Genomic DNA, 16,650 nt, shown 5'->3' with positions numbered 1-16,650 from the left:
TGTCCTTTTGCTTTATTGATTACATTAAAATATCTTTCTGATCTGTCTTATGATATTTTAATAGGCTAAAAGATAAACAAGCAGAACATAAAATAAGAAAAGCAGCGATGATATAAATCGTACGAACACCAAACAAATCGGTAATAATTCCAACGCTAAGCATAGAAAGACCAGAAGCTGTAGAGAGGAGTGCGCCATGAGCTGTATACATTTTTGATAATAAAGTAGGAGCGACACTTGATTGTAGCACTGTCGTGTGAGAAATATCTCTAATTTGATAACATGGACCCATTAGAACGCATAGAAAAAGCGCAATAAACCCGCTACTTGTCATACCATATAAAAATGTAAGAATACTAAACATAAGAGAGCCTATCGCCATGGAGCGTATTAAATTGTTTTGAATGTATGTACTCATTTTCCACGCTAATATCCCGCCAATTAATGTCCCGACATAATAACTTGTATTAATATATCCCCACCATTCTTCTCCTTTATGAAGGACAGTCGTTACATAAGCCATCGTAATAGCGCCAATCCATATCGTCCCTGCGAAAGTTTCAATTAAGTCCATACATGTAACGGTACGGAGAGAAGGATTCCGAAATAAGAGTTTCCAACCTTCCAATAAAGCAGCACCTTTTGAAGAAGAAGGCTCTATTACTCGTTCATTATGTATGGAACGTAATGAAACGTGTAGTGTAACACACCCAAAAATCATCAATATGTTATTCATCATAAGTGTAGAAGTGGCACCGATTAGAAGAACAATAACACTTGTAAATGAATAAGCAGCGGCTTGCGCGATTTGTGTGGAAAAGGAAAAAATACTATTTACTTTTACTAATTTTTCTTTTCGTGTAAGGCGAGGTAGGATACTGTATAATAATGGTGCGCTCCAGCCGCTACATAATGAAATGAAAAAAATGAAAATGAATAGTGCTACAATGTTTGTGGACACGGCTGGTAATAATATCATTAATAAAAATAATAGAGCAGTTTTTGTCCATTGTAGTGTAAAAAGTAATGAATAAGATGGAAAACGATTCATTATAAGTGGTGCAGATGTATTTGCTAAAAGAGTAGTTATGACCTGGAGTAATGGAAACAGAGCAGTTAATGTAGCTGATTTAGTTGTGATATACATATGAGTTGTAATAATCATGATGTATACGATGTCAGCGAGAGTAATGCATATTTTTGATCCTAAATAGTAAGTTAATGAACGATTGTGCAAATAAACACACCACTTTCTTAAAAAATATTTCACTAGTTAAAATAATTATAATTTGAAAATTAAATTTTCGGAAGAATTTAATTTTTTGTCACTTTTTGAAAGGGATTTTCATGTATAATGAAGAATATATTAATATAGTATTTTAATAATACTCATCATAACAGTGAATATGTACAATAGCTTGTAGTAAGCGCCCATGTATAAGAAAGGGCGGATAAACCATTCTTTTCTTCATATACATATAGAAAATGAGAAAGAAAGTGAGGGTTGCATATGGCTGCATGGGTAATTTGGTTTATAATAGCTGGTATTTTATTTATTGCGGAAATGTTGTCGATTACGTTTTACATGCTTTGGCTTGGAATTGGAGCTGTTGTCGGAGGTCTAATTGCTTTGTTTGCTCCTGAAGCACTACTGTTACAAGTTATTGCTGGTGCGATTGTAAGTTTAACATTGACTTTCTTTACGAAAAGAATTTCAAAAAACTTTCGAGAAGCAAAAGGTTTTACTGATACAGTAGATATGCTAGTTGGTAAAAAAGGGACCGTTATGCAAGCGATTACAAATGAAGCGAATGGTATTGTGAAGGTGGATGGAGATACTTGGACAGCTATTGCGGATGATCCAATTGATGCTGGAGAAAAAGTTATTGTTATAAAGAGGAATAGTACTATATTACAAGTGAAAAAGGAGAGTGAATAAATATGGCAGTAGCATTGACATTAACAGTTATTTTCGCGCTAATTGTTGTTACATTTATCGCATTAACAATTAAAATTATTCCACAGCAAAAAGTTGGAGTCGTTGAAAGATTTGGTAAGTTTCAACGAATTATGCAGCCAGGATTAAATTTATTAATACCAATTGTAGATCGTGTTCGTGTATATCATGACTTACGTATTCAACAAACCAATGTACCACCGCAGAAGGTAATTACGAAAGATAATGTACAAGTAGAAATTGATACAATTATTTTCTATCAAATTGTGGAACCAGAACTTGCGACATATGGTATTTCGAACTATGAATATGGTGTTCGTAACATTACTTCTGCAACGATGCGCCAAATTATCGGTAAAATGGAACTGGATGAAACGTTATCAGGTCGTGAAAAAATTTCAACAGAAATTCGCTTAGCGCTTGATGAAGCAACAGAAAAATGGGGCGTTCGTATTGAGCGTGTAGAAGTTGTCGATATTAATCCGCCAAAAGATGTGCAAGCATCAATGGAAAAGCAAATGAAAGCAGAACGTAATAAACGTGCGATCATTTTAGAAGCTGAAGCTGCAAAACAAGATAAAGTCCTTCGTGCTGAAGGGGAAAAGCAAAGTAAAATATTAATGGCTGAAGGGGATAAAGAAGCACGTATTCGAGAAGCTGAAGGTATAAAAGAAGCAAAAGAATTAGAAGCGCAAGGGGAAGCAAGAGCGATTGAGAAAATTGCAAAAGCAGAACAAAATCGAATTGAATTGCTTCGTGCAGCAGATTTAGATGAGCGCGTACTTGCTTATAAATCATTTGAATCATTGATTGAAGTTGCGAAAGGGCCAGCAAATAAAGTCTTTATTCCGTCTAATGCAATTGAAACACTTGGTACTCTCGGGGCAATTGGAGAAATCTTTAAAGAAAAACAAGCGAAGAAATTGCCTTCTTCAGATACACCAAAAGAACAATAAGAGTGAAAAAGAGAAATGGGATGCCATTTCTCTTTTTATTTTTGAGTAGGATAAAAAATATTAGTTTTTTGCCATTATGAATAGGACTTTTTGTTTGTCACTTTTGAAAGAATAATAAGTTTAGAGTGCTTGGAATTATTAAGTGGAGTAACACGTTTACTAGATGGGTTAAAAAACTGTCAAAGTAATATATTTTTGTTAAAGAAAATTTTAAATGTGATATAATGGAATTTTGTGGATATTAAACGAAGGAGTGGGAAACAAGTGCAAATATTATTAATACGTCACGGTGAATCCGAAGCGGACATTTTACAGGTACATGAAGGACGAGCAGACTTTGAATTAACAGAAAAAGGAAGAAGACAAGTGCAAAGGCTTGTACAGAAAGTGAAAGCAGATTTTCCACCAGATTTTATTTGGGCAAGTACATTAAAACGTGCTCGTGAAACTGGTGAAACGTTAGCTGAAGGAATTGGATGCCCAATTCAATTAGAAGAGGAATTAATGGAGTTCAATAATGGAGTGCAAGCAGGCTTATCTTTTGAAGAAGCAAAGAAATATCCAGAGCCAAAGTTTCTTCATGATCGTTTTGAAAACGGGGAATCATTTATTGAATTTAGAATGAGAATAGAGGGGGTTTTTTCTAAAATTGTAACAGAAAATACATATGACCGGATAGCAATCGTTGCACACGGTGGTGTAATAAATAGTCTATTACGTGCTTTTTTCAAAATGCCCATTTCAATGGACTATTATTTTAAAATGGGAGATACGGGAATAAGCTTAATTGAAATTGATGGCGAACAAAAAACGGTGCATTTTATTAATGATACGAATCATTTGGACGGGATGTAAAGACCCGTGTACAAAGTAGTGTTTTTTGATGTTGACGGTACGCTTTTAAGTGAGATTGATAGAAGTATGCACGAAAGTACAAAAGAAGCGATACAAAGATTAATAGATAAAGGAATTCACGTAGTTGTTACAACAGGGAGACCATATAGCTTATGTTCGCAATTTAAGGAACTAGGCATAAATACGTTTATTTCTGCAAATGGTGCACATATCAAGTGTGAGGAAACGGTTCTACATAAATCAGTACTTTCAAGTGAAATCGTTCATGATATCTCGGGATTTGCTGAATTACATGGTCACGGTATTTCTTATTTTACCGAGGGTTTTACAATGAACGGAATAGCCTCAGATAATGAGCGTGTAATGCAAGCGCTTAGCGAGACGTTAAATTTAAGGGAGTACCCTGAAAAAAGCAAGGATTTATCTGAAGAGATCTATTGTTTATGTCTGTATGCGGATGAAATAGAATCTCAAAAATTTATTGGAAAATACCCAATGCTTACATTTGACCGTTTTCATGGTTATGTCATAAATGTATTGGAAGATAATAAAGTATCGAAGCTAACTGCAATTCAAAAAGTATTGGAGCATTTAAACATTTGTAAATCAGAAGCGGTTGCTTTTGGTGATGGTGGAAACGATATTGAGATGTTGCAATATGTAGGATTAGGAATTGCGATGGGGAATGGCGGAGAAGTACTAAAAACAAAAGCTGATTTCGTTACAAAGAAGGCGAGTGAAGGTGGTATTTCTTTTGCCTTAAAGGAGTTTCGTATTATTTAAAGATAATAACTAGTCAGTTTGAAAAATCCTGTTTTCATGACAGGATTTTTTGTTTAACAATATTCTTGCAACAAAAGTAAAAATGTGAGTATAATGAAAAAGTAGTTAGGTAAGCTAATTAATTTAAGAGAAAGGAGATTGAAGATAAATGGGTTCAAAAAATAATTCTCTTCCTTTAGGGATTGGGCCGTATGCAGAGTTAATAAAAAAGACAGCATCAGCAGATACGGATCCAATCGCAGCAAAACTTGGTTTGTTAATGTTATGGACGTCTGATAATGTTCTTGATGCTGTTGACGTAGATTTAGCTCCGCTTGGTATTTCGGAAAGTAAATTAGATTTTTTACTGTTGTTTATTTTACGTGAAATGGAATCCAATGGGGAAGAAGTGAATATGAGTCCTTCGGATATTGCGAGTCGATTAGGGATAACACGTGCTTCTGTCACTGGTCTATTAGATTGGATGGAGAAACGAGAGTTAATCGTAAGATTCCATCATTCTGAAGATCGAAGAAGATTAAAAGTGAAAATTACTCCGAAAGGAAAAGAGCTAGTTACACACTCTTTACCAACTTTTTGGTTATCTTGCGCTTCGTTAGTTAACGACTTTAATCAAGAAGAGCGTCAAGTTTTAGAGAATCTATTAAATAAAATGCAAGTAAATATGCAGGCGAAATTAGGAGAAGGTAGGTAAATAAGTTGATTATGAGGGTCAACTTATTTATTTAGGAATATAATTAGGTTACCTTACTATAAGTTTAACTAACTTTAGGTGTCATTCATAATGTTTACGATGTAATTAAAATAAGTAAGCGTACTTTAAAGGTTTTAAATTGATAAAAAAATCTTAATAAGGGAGAGATATTATGTTGGAAATAGGAAAGGAAGTAAATAGTGAAAAGAATTATACAATAATGACAGTTGTATTATGTTGGTCGGGTATGGTAGTTATGTCTAGCTTGTATGTAACAATCCCTTTAATTGCACTATTTTCAAACCTTTTTAATGTTTCACTAGCGCAATCAGCAGCTACAGGCAGTATATTTTCTGTTGGCTTTGCTATAGGTTGCTTGTTATTTGGAGCAATCTCTGATAAATATGGGCGAAAAAAAGTGATCTTCATTGGATTACTTGCTCTATCAATTATTTCGTTTTCCTTAGGGTTTGTGGATAGTATATTGTGGCTTGTTATTTTTAGGGGCTTACAGGGTATAGCAGCAGCTACATTTTCTCCGGTAGCGTTAGCTTACGTTGTAGAAATGTTTCCAGTAGAAAAAAAGGTTACAACAATAGGATTTGTTAGTACCGGTTTTTTAGTAGCTGGAATTGTAGGTCAGGTAATAAGTACGGTTGTTAGTCAACATTTCGGATGGCATATGGTCTTCTTTCTTTTAAGTATTGTCTATATGATTACTGCTGTATGGATTCAGTATTCTCTTCCGAAAGGGGAGACATCTCAATCTTATACTGATATTTTGGGACCGATTAAACAGATGGGTAAAGTCTTTACACATAAAAGCTTAGTATTGAGCTATATGATTGCGTTTGTTTTATTAATGGCTTTTGTTAATATGTATACTGTTTTAGGGAATTATTTGAGCTCTCCTACTTATCATTTAACTGCAGAACAAATCCTTTATTTTCGCTTAGCGGGGCTATTTGGTATGATGCTGTCACCAATTGCGGGTCGTTTAACAAAGAGCTTTGAGGTAAGTAAAGTTCTTCAAGGTGGATTGCTGGTCGCTATTTTTAGTCTAAGTGCAATGGGCTTTGTTTCGTACTTGCCGCTACTTGTCATAATGAGTGTCTGTTTTGTAATAGGTATTGCTATATCCGTTCCGTCTTTAGTTGCTCTTGTCGGCCAATTGGGAGGAAAAGCAAGGGGAATAGCAGTTTCTATTTATACTTTTATTTTATTTTTAGGTACTAGTATAGGACCCCTCATTTCTATTTATCTTATGAAAATAGGAAGTTATACTCAAACGTTTATCTTATTAGGAATGTTACTTTTTATTGGGTTTATTGCTTCTCTATTTATAAATGATGAACGTGTATTGGATAATGAATGAGTGAAAAATCACTCAAATAAAGGAATGTGAGGATTTTTCGTATGCTCACACAATAAAATATGAATTTGCCCACGATGATGATAAAAGTGTGCAACAATTTCAAGCAACCATTCAAAGCGTGAATAAGAAATACCCCAATAAGCAGTCTTAATTTCCGCTAATTGTTCATTGGAATAGGATAAAAAAGTTTTAGAAAGTAAATTGTAGCCCTGTATCATCGTTTGTTGCATTTGCGTAATTGTTTCAGGTATTTGTTCTTTATAAAAAGTGTGTAGTTGTTTTTCCGTAATACCATTTAATATGAGTAAATCCGCATGGCAAATAAGAGAAAGATGGGCACACATTTCAAATAGAGATCGCTTTGCGTGAATGGGTTGTATTTTTAATTCGGTTTCATTATATTGGTTAAGCATTTGAATAGAAGTATCAACAGCAACTTGTAGTTGATGCAAGGCAGATTGAACAAACATTGTAATTCTCCTCATCTCCGTTTATAATAGTTTCTTAAGGGTATTATATCATGCTAAAAATTCTGAAAATTCTAGTAGTTTGACTAGCATATTGAAAAGTATTATATTGTAAAAGGTCATATGAAACGTGAAATAGAATGGAATGCAATTATTGAGTTAGGAGTTAGACCAATGAGTTTGAAATATGGAAGAGATACAATTATTGAAGTTGACTTAAATGCAGTAAAACATAATGTAAAAGAATTTAAAAAACGAGTGAATGATGAAAATATTGCAATGATGGCTGCTGTAAAAGCAAATGGGTATGGCCACGGGGCAGTTGAAGTTGCGAAAGCGGCTATTGAAGCAGGAATAAATCAGCTTGCAGTTGCATTTGTAGATGAAGCGATAGAGTTAAGAGAAGCTGGAATTAACGTGCCAATTTTAATTTTAGGCTATACATCAGTAGCAGCTGCGGAAGAGGCAATTCAATATGACGTTATGATGACTGTTTATAGAAGTGAAGACTTACAAGGTATAAATGAAATCGCAAACCGTCTTCAAAAGAAAGCGCAAATTCAGGTGAAAATTGATACTGGAATGAGTCGTATCGGTTTACAAGAAGAAGAGGTTAAACCATTTTTAGAAGAATTAAACCGTATGGAGTATGTAGAGGTAGTAGGAATGTTTACACATTACTCTACGGCAGATGAAATTGATAAATCATATACGAATATGCAAACAAGTTTATTTGAGAAAGCTGTCAATGCAGCAAAAGAATTAGGAATTCATATTCCATATATTCATAGTTCAAATAGTGCAGGTTCAATGGAACTTAGCAATACATTTCAAAATATGGTCCGTGTAGGTATTGGAATATATGGAATGTATCCTTCAAAAGAAGTAGATCATGCAGTAGTTTCTTTACAGCCTGCGTTGTCGTTAAAATCAAAAGTTGCTCATATTAAACATGCGAAGAAGAATCGCGGTGTAAGTTATGGGAATACGTATGTAACGACTGGTGAAGAATGGATTGCAACTGTACCAATTGGTTATGCTGATGGCTATAATCGTCAGTTATCTAATAAAGGGCATGCATTAATAAATGGAGTTCGAGTACCTGTTATTGGCCGTGTTTGTATGGATCAGCTCATGTTAGACGTTTCAAAAGCAATGCCAGTAGAAGTAGGTGACGAAGTAGTATTCTACGGTAAACAAGGTGAAGAAGAAATTGCGGTAGAAGAAGTAGCGGATATGTTAGGTACAATTAACTATGAAGTTACATGTATGTTAGACAGAAGAATCCCGCGAGTGTATAAAGAAAATAATGAAACGGCTGCTGTCGTAAATATATTAATAAAAAACTGAATCGTTATGATTCAGTTTTTTTATTTTTGACAAATGAAAAAGGTTCTATTTGTACCGTGTAGTTGAATGTTTTTAAAACCTACGGATTCCAGTGAAGAAATTATTTCTTCACTGGAATAACAAGCTTCCTCAAAAGAAAAGTCACTTCTTGTCCAATTATTATCTATGTCATGCTGAAATAGTATAAAGTTCATTTCTGCTTTTTTATTTTCATTATCATATGTAGAATCAATGGATGCGAAAATATCATAATCAGAGTCAACTATCCCCACTGAGATAAAGCCTATCAGTGGGGGCTTGAGTTAGAACGCTAGGTCTTTTCGTCTATCGCTAGACAGTTGACGCTCTAGCATTCATGCCACCATATGGTAACACCCCAAGCAAGTTTTTGGTTGGTACTGGCAACGAACTATCGTTTTCCCACTTGCACCACCCTTTCGAAAAAGAGCAGTTCTTCCTTCTGGAAGAAGCCACCACTCAGATGAATCCGGCGTGTGCTACAAGCCCCGACAAGTCGAGTACACATGGATGGTTGACGCACCCACTAAGCTATGCACGAGGCAACAGCCTTACGTTTTTGAACTTCTAATAGAATCGGTGTTTTCACTTTGAGATTGCCATCCAATTGTACAACTTTTGATTTTTGCAATGTATTCAATGCACCATTAATATCTGCATGGATACATGTTCCTGCTTTACTTTGGTACAGACCACGAGTCATTCGTTTGCCACTAAAACGATAACGTGTCCTCTCATCTTTAGACCAAACTGGAACCGGATCTTTGTCTAGAAAACTAGCTTTTGAAGTATAGCTTTCTTCTTGTTTGAAAAATCGTATACCTTCTTTTATACATTTATTCTCAATCGCTACAACCAGTTTATGAAATGGGATTTGAACAAACTTTTGATTATTCTTTTTCCCCATATCAGATTTTTGTTTCCAACCAACGTTATACCCTACGACAATCGTATCTATGCCAAATGCTTTCACTTTTTTGAACAACAAGCCTACAGTTTGTGAAATGTAACCATTTATTTGTCTTTCTCGTTTATGCCAAAGTGCGGCCATTCTATTCGTTACAACTCGTTTTGAAATTCCGTTTCCCATATTTTTCTGCTGGAGATTACATATCATTTTGTTGAAATATTGGTTTATGGATTTCAATCTTTTTCCATCAATTAAGAAGGTATCACCTGTATTTGTTACACAACTTACTAATCTATCTACACCTAAATCGCAACTCAAAGCGTTACTCGTAGTCGTGGATTGTTGCTTCATTTGAGAAACGTGCATCTCATATGTATAATGCACCTCAAAGAACCGACCTTTTTGCTTCGGTACAATCTCAATGTAGGAGATTTTTTTATTTCTTAAGTTTTTTGGCATACGTATTTTAATAGAACCAAATTTTTTTCTGAATGCCACATTCATCGGAATCATCCAATACCCGTTATCATCTACTTTTGGGACTTGATAGATTTCAATAATTCGTTTGTCAGTGGAACGAGAATAATTCGGAAACTTCGGACGACCTGTGAACTTCTCAGGATGTTTCTTCCACTGTTCCAACGCTTTAAAAAAGCTCTTTACTTCTGTAAATAAGGCCCTACGAATCGCTTGAACAGAGTTTGATTGAACGCCCCAGTAGTTCATATCGGCTTGCATAGCATTGTCCACTTCTTTTACAGTAGCCATCCTGTTATTGTTCAAGTAACTTTGTTTTATCGTGTACAACCCAACATTTCGCAGTGCTTTTGAACTATGCGACATGCGCTGCAGTAAACGAAATTCTTTAGCTGTGAGGCAAGCTCGTCCGATATGCTGTTTCTGCGTGAGTCGTTGCATAGTTTCTCTTTTCTTTTGTTTCCGTAATACTTTCACTGCCTTCTTTCTAGCCATTGTTTTCACCACCTTTCTTAGAAAGTTCATTAAACGTATTCATTACTTTTGGCAAATCACTATTTGGAACAAAACGAAACAAAATGTGAACATGCTCTTCATCGTGATTTCTTTTTGGCTCAAGTAGCTGAATGATAATCATTATCCTATTTCGTTGTCTTACAGTCTATTCCCTCCTTATCTACATTATATCGTAAGACAAAAAGAAACAAACATTCGCCCTGGGAAGATTATTAAGAGCGAAACAAAAGAGTGCAGCCTACCTGCTGACAGCAATTCATCACCACCTGAATTGTTGGGTTTCACCTGTAACACAAATCAGATGGAGTCTTCTTGCCGGAAAGGATAAATTAGTTTTTTAGACATGTGTATTCACCTCAAGATTCATTAAATTATAATAGTCATGCTTCGTTTTTATTTCAAAACCACATTGTGTGTATAGTTTTAAAGCATGGTTATTTTTCGTTTCGACGTCTAATTCAATTATTGAAACTCCCTCTGTAATAAGGGTATGTACCATATAACTAAGAATATCTTTACCGTATCCTTTACCTTGATAAGAAGGATGAACGGCGAAGCCTGATAGTGTAGTAGATTGTTCTTGCTCAGAAACTGTAATCGTTCCTATCACTTTTTCGTCGATAAGAGCACTGTAAACTTGATGAGAAGGTGAATTCATCATTTTTTGTAACCATATAGAGGTATTTTCTACTGAATCTCCAAAGGCTTTACTGGAAAGTTCAATAAGATCAAGAAGTGATTCTGAAGATGCAAGAGTGAGCTGTATAGTATTCTTTGTTATTTTTTGCACTTCTTTTGCTTTGAACGCCATACTATATTCACTATATAAATAAGGGAACTTCATATGCTTTGCAAATTCTTTCCCAGAAGTAGAATCCCCATTCATAATAATAAGTGCTTCATCTGCCTCTTTTATTCGTATTTCTTTCATTGCGGTTTGTAAAAGAGTAGTGCCTATATGTTGTTTCCTATAGTTCGGATGAACAAACCCTATTAACTTCAGTTTTGTCGGTCTTTCAAAGTCATACATACTTAATGCACCGATTAATTGAGTATTATCATAAAGTAGAAAGTCATAAATATCTTCATTATTACGAGCAGTTAAACAGTTTATATGTAAATCTGACGAGTAATCAATTTGATCGTGTTGCCCACAAATATGAGCTAAATCTTTCATTTGCTGAATTTCGTTTGCTGTTAAAGATTTCTTTTGTTCAATATTCATTTCATAATCCCTCTCATTCATATTTAAAAATAGGATGGATGACTTAGCCACTTTTTTAACTCCACGCTGCCCTGAACAGATAATAGCCGGTACAAATATCGATAGGGGGGTCTACATTCTGCAAGGTCAGGAATGGGCATAATGGTTTCGTAACCTTGTTTAAAAGCATGAGCTTCTTTCTCTGTAAATACATATTCTAAGCCGATAAAATCAAACTCCCTTGGAGCAACTGCGTAGGCTTCTGTATCTACTAATCCCGTAATAGTTGAACCATCTGATAAAAACTGGGTAGGGTCCATATCAATTAAAACGAGCGTTGATTTCTTTGGTGCTGGTAAGGAAGAAAGTTGTGATTCAAAAGTAGGAAATGCGCTTTGTATGCTTTCATTATCGGAATAAAACATAGTCACAAGCTCTTTACTCACATTCAAAATGTGTGATTGGAATTCATCTAGTGTAATTTGGAAGGAACCTGACACATTTCCTATGTAATCAGCTGTATATTTATGTATTTCTGCAAGCCCTTTTCCTAGACTAAATAAAATAGAATCAGGTTGCCCGATAAAAGATTGAACTGTGTTACCTACTAATTTTTCGGCTACAACGAATTCACGATCATTTAAAATATGTTTTTCTAATATTGCTGGGATAGGAAGATTAGTATGTTCTTGCAGCAATGTATGTACAGCTTCTAAATGATGTACGTTCCTTGGATCAATTCCAAATAGGTTTTTACATCCCCACCAAAAATCATTATTTGGTTCTTCATTCATTTTAGAAGAACGAACGATGACTTCTGCATCTTCTGTTCGGACGAGAAAAACATCACTTGCATGGTCTTCATAACCTGGGTGTAAAGCTTGAACAGATAAAATAGGTGAAGTGAATAGTTGTTGTAGCATAAAGACACTCCTTTTTTCTGTAAATTCTATAAATTCATTATATAACAAAATATGTACCAAGTGGATAATGATAGGAACAACATAGAACTTAAATACATTCATGGTGAGAAATCAGTGTGGAAATTATATTTTTCTAGTTTTGTATGAATTATCAAAATAATGTTTCTGATGATAAATCTATAAAAATACCAAATTTAAATCTCTTATTTTTCAGTAAATGAACAGTTAAGTGTTCTTTTATGAGAGTTATAATGTAGGTTATGAAAAATATTTCTCAATAATAAAATGAAGAGAAAAATGTGAAGAAATAGAATAGATTCCTTTATAATAGTTTTAAATTAATTAATATAATTAATTATTAATAATATTAGATAGGAGAGAATATTATGGCAAACGTACTCGTAATAAATTTCCCTGGAGAAGGTCATATAAATCCGACTTTAGCTATTGTAAATGAGTTAATTCGGCGAGGGGAGACAGTTGTTTCGTATTGTATTGAAGATTATAGAAAGAAGATTGAAGCAACAGGTGCAGGATTCCGAGTGTTTGAGAATTTTCTCTCTCAAATTAATATTATGGAACGAGTAAATGAAGGTGGGAGTCCTTTGACAATGATGTCTCATATGATGGAAGCATCAGAGCGTATTGTTACTCAAATTGTAGAAGAAACAAAAGGGGAAAAGTATGATTACTTAATATACGATAATCATTTTCCAGTAGGACGTATTATAGCCAATGTTTTAAAATTACCTAGCGTTTCTTCTTGTACAACGTTTGCTTTTAATCAGTATATTACTTTTAACGATGAACATGAATCAAGAAAAGTAGATGAAACGAATCCATTGTTTCAATCTTGTTTAGCGGGAATGGAAAAATGGAACAGACAGTATGGAATGAAATGTAATAGTATGTATGATATTATGAATCATCCTGGTGATATTACGATTGTATATACTTCAAAGGAATATCAACCGCGTTCAGATGTATTCGATGAATCGTATAAGTTTGTTGGCCCATCAATTGCTAGGCGTAAAGAAGTAGGAAGCTTTCCTATGGAAGATTTAAAAGATAAAAAATTGATTTTCATTTCTATGGGAACAGTTTTTAATGAACAACCTAAGCTATATGAAAAATGCTTTGAAGCGTTTAAAGATGTAGAAGCGACAGTCATATTAGTTGTTGGTAAGAAGATAAATATAAGTCAATTTAAAAACATTCCGAATAACTTTAAGTTGTTTAACTATGTGCCGCAATTAGAGGTATTACAGTATGCTAATGTATTCGTGACACACGGTGGTATGAATAGTTCAAGTGAAGCGCTATATTACGGTGTCCCGTTAGTTGTAATTCCAGTAACAGGTGATCAGCCTTTAGTTGCGAAACGAGTGAATGAAGTAGGGGCTGGAATAAGGCTTAATCGTAAAGAGTTAACTTCCGAATTGTTACGTGGAGCTGTAGAGAAAGTGATGTATGATGTAACGTTTAAGGAAAATAGTCGTAAAGTTGGAGAGTCACTTCGAAATGCTGGTGGGTATAATAGGGCAGTTGATGAAATATTGAAAATGAAAATGAATTCATACTCAAAACTTAAATAAATGTTTGGAGCACACTTACTGAAATATGTAAGTGTGTTTCCATAAATAAATTACATAAAAAATCACTGTAAAGGTGAAACTTTTGTGTATATAAACTCATATCTTTGAATTAGTAGTAAAATTACGTTAAAATAATACTAAGAAAATATATAAGTTTTGGGGGTAATGAATGAAAAGAGTATTTGAATACATATTATTAACAATTGGATCGATTATTGTAGCGGGTTCATTAGAGCTTATTTTAGCTCCTAATGGATTAGTAGATGGCGGGGTAACAGCCATTGCTATTATGGCGAATAAAGTTGCTGGATTGCCGCTTTACGGGGTGTTCTTAGGAATTAATATCCCGATTTTATTATTTACTGCAAAAGTAATGGGAAAGAAGTTCTTTATCCGTACATCCTATGCAAACGTTGTTACAACACTCGGATTAATCTATTTAAAACCATTTCCAGCAATTACAACTTCTGAATTGTTAATTGTTCTTTATGGCGGAGTACTATTTGGTGTTGGTGTGGGGATTGTAGTGAAAATGGGCGGAGCAATAGATGGATCAGAAATGTTAGCAGTTTGGATGAACAAACATTTTAAAGTACCGATTAGTACATTTTTACTTGCTGTAAATGCAGTTATTTTCACATTTGTAGCGATTTTATTTTCAATTGAACAAGCGATGTTCTCACTAGCAATTTTCTATATTGTTACGAAGATGATTGATTTCATATTAGATGGTATTAACCAAGGAAAGAGCGTTATGATTATTTCTGGCAAAAATAAGGAAATAGGCGATCTACTCATGAAAGAATTACAATTATCTGTTACGTATCTACATGGAGAAGGTGGTTTTTTAGGGGAACATAAGAGAATCATTTATTGCATTACAAACCGTTTCATTTATCCGAAAATGAAAGATCTCGTTCTCTCTGTAGATCCAACCGCTATCATTGAAGCTTCCTATTCAACGGAAACAACTGGTGTTAAACGTCCGGGAAGGACAGCGAGATCAGAAAAATAGTGAATGAAAATAGCTCCACGTAAGTATAACTTGCGTGGAGCTATTTTTATTTAGGGAACCAGGCCTTTTTCAGTAATTGGACAACGGTTTCGATACAATCCTCTGGAATACTGCCAAAACCGAGCAATACATAAGAATCTTCTTTTACATTATGAACAGAATCGTATGTGGAGAGAGGGTATAACTTAATACGTTCTTTTGCGGCCGTATGAATAAGTTCTTGTTCATTCATCCCGTTATGAACGTGAAGTACGATATGAAGTCCTGATTGTTCCCCGAGTATACGAACGTTATTACCCATTTCGGTTGTAATACATTTAATTAAAGAAATGTGTTTTCTTTTATATAACGTACGACTGCGATTAATATGGCGTTCCCAATCACCATTTTGAATAAAGGTGGCAAAGGTAAGTTGTTGCAGCGTAGAAACCGTTTGTTTAAACATACCACCAAGATCTTGATAAGCTCTTAAAAGGTGAGGAGGTAAAACGATATACCCCATTCGTAAAGAAGGTAAAAAAGATTTTGAGAAAGTTCCCATATAAATAACACGTTCATTTGAATCTAGTCCTTGTAAAGAAGGAATGGGTTTTCCTATATAACGAAATTCCCCGTCATAATCATCTTCAATAATATATCCCTTACAATCATTCGCCCATTTTAATAACTCGAGTCTTTTAGATAACGGCATAATGATTCCAAGTGGAAATTGGTGAGAGGGAGTCACATACGCTACATTAGAACCCGATTCACGTAAAGCGGAAATATGAATCCCTTTATCGTCTAAAGGGATAGGGTGGACGGGAAGGCCAGAACTTTGAATCATAGCAGGTATACGGTGAAATCCAGGATTTTCGATTCCGTATTCTTTTTTTGAACCAAGCAGTTGAAGTAGTAGCCAAAGAAGAGGCTGCGTACCTGCTCCAATAATAATTTGATCAGGTGAAGAATGTACCCCGCGAGCATGATATAAATACTTTGAAATATGCTCTCGTAGAACGAGCTCACCTTGTGGATCTTCTTTAGCAAATAATTCATTTTCATACTGAAATAAAGTTTCGTGTAATGCTCTTTTCCAGTTTGTTATAGGAAAAGCTTTTTGATCAATAAGCCCTTGACTACAATCATAATCATATTGTTCGTATTCTTTATTATTTGCACTGTTTGACGCAATTTGCTGTTTCTTTTGAATGACATCAATATCAACTTCTGCAACAAAAATCCCACGTTTCGGTTTGCTTTCTACATACCCTTCAGCTAGTAATTGTTGATAAGCGGATTCCACTGTAATACGGCTCACATTAAGTTGCATAGCTAAATTTCTGTGAGAAGGAAGGCGTGTACCGGCACGTAGTGATCCATGAGAGATTTCTCGTTTCATATATTCATAAATTTGTAAGTAAAGGGGTGTTTTACTTTGTAATACTAATGGGATAGTCAGATCCATTCGTAGACGCTCCTTTTCATACTGGCCTTATAAAAAAGAATAAAACTGTCACTTAAGCTAAGGGCAGTGGCTTTCTATAATGATGATATAACATTTAGAAAATTTTAT

General features: G+C 34.6%; 16 protein-coding genes and 1 pseudogene. 9 read left to right on the top strand and 8 right to left on the bottom strand.

What is annotated here, in order from left to right:
* Positions 1 to 19: 19 nt before the first annotated feature.
* Positions 20 to 1,237, bottom strand: coding sequence for an MFS transporter (locus ACTFOB_RS03920; RefSeq protein WP_440024618.1), 1,218 nt, complete (start codon positions 1,235 to 1,237; stop codon positions 20 to 22).
* A gap of 273 nt (positions 1,238 to 1,510) precedes the next feature.
* Here ACTFOB_RS03920 and ACTFOB_RS03915 point away from each other — a divergent pair, with 273 nt between their 5' ends.
* From ACTFOB_RS03915 to ACTFOB_RS03890, 6 genes are all read left to right on the top strand, one after another.
* The gene (locus tag ACTFOB_RS03915) at positions 1,511 to 1,939 is read left to right on the top strand and encodes an NfeD family protein (RefSeq protein WP_440024616.1); all 429 of its coding nucleotides are present in this window, start codon (positions 1,511 to 1,513) and stop codon (positions 1,937 to 1,939) included.
* Positions 1,940 to 1,941: 2 nt separating this feature from the next.
* The gene (locus ACTFOB_RS03910) at positions 1,942 to 2,913 is read left to right on the top strand and encodes an SPFH domain-containing protein (protein ID WP_440024615.1); all 972 of its coding nucleotides are present in this window, start codon (positions 1,942 to 1,944) and stop codon (positions 2,911 to 2,913) included.
* Positions 2,914 to 3,177: 264 nt separating this feature from the next.
* The gene (locus ACTFOB_RS03905; RefSeq protein WP_440024613.1) at positions 3,178 to 3,768 is read left to right on the top strand and encodes a histidine phosphatase family protein; all 591 of its coding nucleotides are present in this window, start codon (positions 3,178 to 3,180) and stop codon (positions 3,766 to 3,768) included.
* 6 nt (positions 3,769 to 3,774) lie between these two features.
* A complete protein-coding gene (locus tag ACTFOB_RS03900; protein WP_440024611.1) occupies positions 3,775 to 4,551 on the top strand; it encodes a Cof-type HAD-IIB family hydrolase in 777 nt (258 codons plus the stop codon).
* Positions 4,552 to 4,699: 148 nt separating this feature from the next.
* Positions 4,700 to 5,245 (top strand): MarR family winged helix-turn-helix transcriptional regulator, encoded by a 546-nt coding sequence (locus ACTFOB_RS03895; protein WP_440024610.1) that lies wholly within the window; start codon positions 4,700 to 4,702, stop codon positions 5,243 to 5,245.
* A gap of 172 nt (positions 5,246 to 5,417) precedes the next feature.
* Entirely contained in the window at positions 5,418 to 6,620 is a 1,203-nt protein-coding gene (locus ACTFOB_RS03890) for an MFS transporter (protein WP_440024608.1), read from the top strand.
* A gap of 8 nt (positions 6,621 to 6,628) precedes the next feature.
* On the opposite strand, the gene ACTFOB_RS03885 is transcribed toward ACTFOB_RS03890, so the two are convergent.
* A complete protein-coding gene (locus tag ACTFOB_RS03885; RefSeq protein WP_440024607.1) occupies positions 6,629 to 7,090 on the bottom strand; it encodes a DinB family protein in 462 nt (153 codons plus the stop codon).
* Between the two features lie 171 nt (positions 7,091 to 7,261).
* On the opposite strand from ACTFOB_RS03885, the gene alr reads away from it, so the two are divergent.
* Positions 7,262 to 8,437, top strand: a complete 1,176-nt coding sequence (gene alr, locus ACTFOB_RS03880; RefSeq protein ID WP_440024803.1) for an alanine racemase — start codon at positions 7,262 to 7,264, stop codon at positions 8,435 to 8,437.
* Between the two features lie 20 nt (positions 8,438 to 8,457).
* Here alr and ACTFOB_RS03875 read toward each other — a convergent pair.
* The 5 genes and pseudogenes from ACTFOB_RS03875 to ACTFOB_RS03855 form a co-directional block, all read right to left on the bottom strand.
* Positions 8,458 to 8,673 (bottom strand): annotated as a pseudogene (locus tag ACTFOB_RS03875) (class I SAM-dependent methyltransferase); the annotation flags it as partial.
* A 308-nt stretch (positions 8,674 to 8,981) separates the two neighbouring features.
* The gene (locus tag ACTFOB_RS03870; protein ID WP_440024606.1) at positions 8,982 to 10,337 is read right to left on the bottom strand and encodes an RNA-guided endonuclease TnpB family protein; all 1,356 of its coding nucleotides are present in this window, start codon (positions 10,335 to 10,337) and stop codon (positions 8,982 to 8,984) included.
* Entirely contained in the window at positions 10,330 to 10,479 is a 150-nt protein-coding gene (locus ACTFOB_RS03865; protein WP_440024604.1) for a hypothetical protein, read from the bottom strand. The genes ACTFOB_RS03870 and ACTFOB_RS03865 overlap by 8 nt, the downstream gene beginning before the upstream one ends.
* Before the next feature lie 216 nt (positions 10,480 to 10,695).
* Positions 10,696 to 11,583: a GNAT family N-acetyltransferase gene (locus ACTFOB_RS03860; protein ID WP_440024603.1), complete on the bottom strand. Its 888-nt coding sequence runs from the start codon at positions 11,581 to 11,583 to the stop codon at positions 10,696 to 10,698.
* A gap of 23 nt (positions 11,584 to 11,606) precedes the next feature.
* On the bottom strand, positions 11,607 to 12,485 hold the full coding sequence (locus ACTFOB_RS03855; RefSeq protein WP_440024602.1) for a nitrate reductase: 879 nt from the start codon (positions 12,483 to 12,485) through the stop codon (positions 11,607 to 11,609).
* A 386-nt stretch (positions 12,486 to 12,871) separates the two neighbouring features.
* On the opposite strand from ACTFOB_RS03855, the gene ACTFOB_RS03850 reads away from it, so the two are divergent.
* Both ACTFOB_RS03850 and ACTFOB_RS03845 read left to right on the top strand, forming a co-directional pair.
* Entirely contained in the window at positions 12,872 to 14,080 is a 1,209-nt protein-coding gene (locus tag ACTFOB_RS03850; protein WP_440024601.1) for a macrolide family glycosyltransferase, read from the top strand.
* Between the two features lie 169 nt (positions 14,081 to 14,249).
* A complete protein-coding gene (locus tag ACTFOB_RS03845; RefSeq protein ID WP_440024599.1) occupies positions 14,250 to 15,095 on the top strand; it encodes a YitT family protein in 846 nt (281 codons plus the stop codon).
* Positions 15,096 to 15,141: 46 nt separating this feature from the next.
* On the opposite strand, the gene pdxR is transcribed toward ACTFOB_RS03845, so the two are convergent.
* Positions 15,142 to 16,542 (bottom strand): MocR-like pyridoxine biosynthesis transcription factor PdxR, encoded by a 1,401-nt coding sequence (gene pdxR / locus ACTFOB_RS03840; protein ID WP_440024597.1) that lies wholly within the window; start codon positions 16,540 to 16,542, stop codon positions 15,142 to 15,144.
* Positions 16,543 to 16,650: the final 108 nt, after the last annotated feature.

Source organism: Bacillus cereus group sp. MYBK79-1 (assembly GCF_051915365.1).
Classification (GTDB): domain Bacteria; phylum Bacillota; class Bacilli; order Bacillales; family Bacillaceae_G; genus Bacillus_A.
This window is presented reverse-complemented; position numbering and strand designations above follow the sequence as displayed.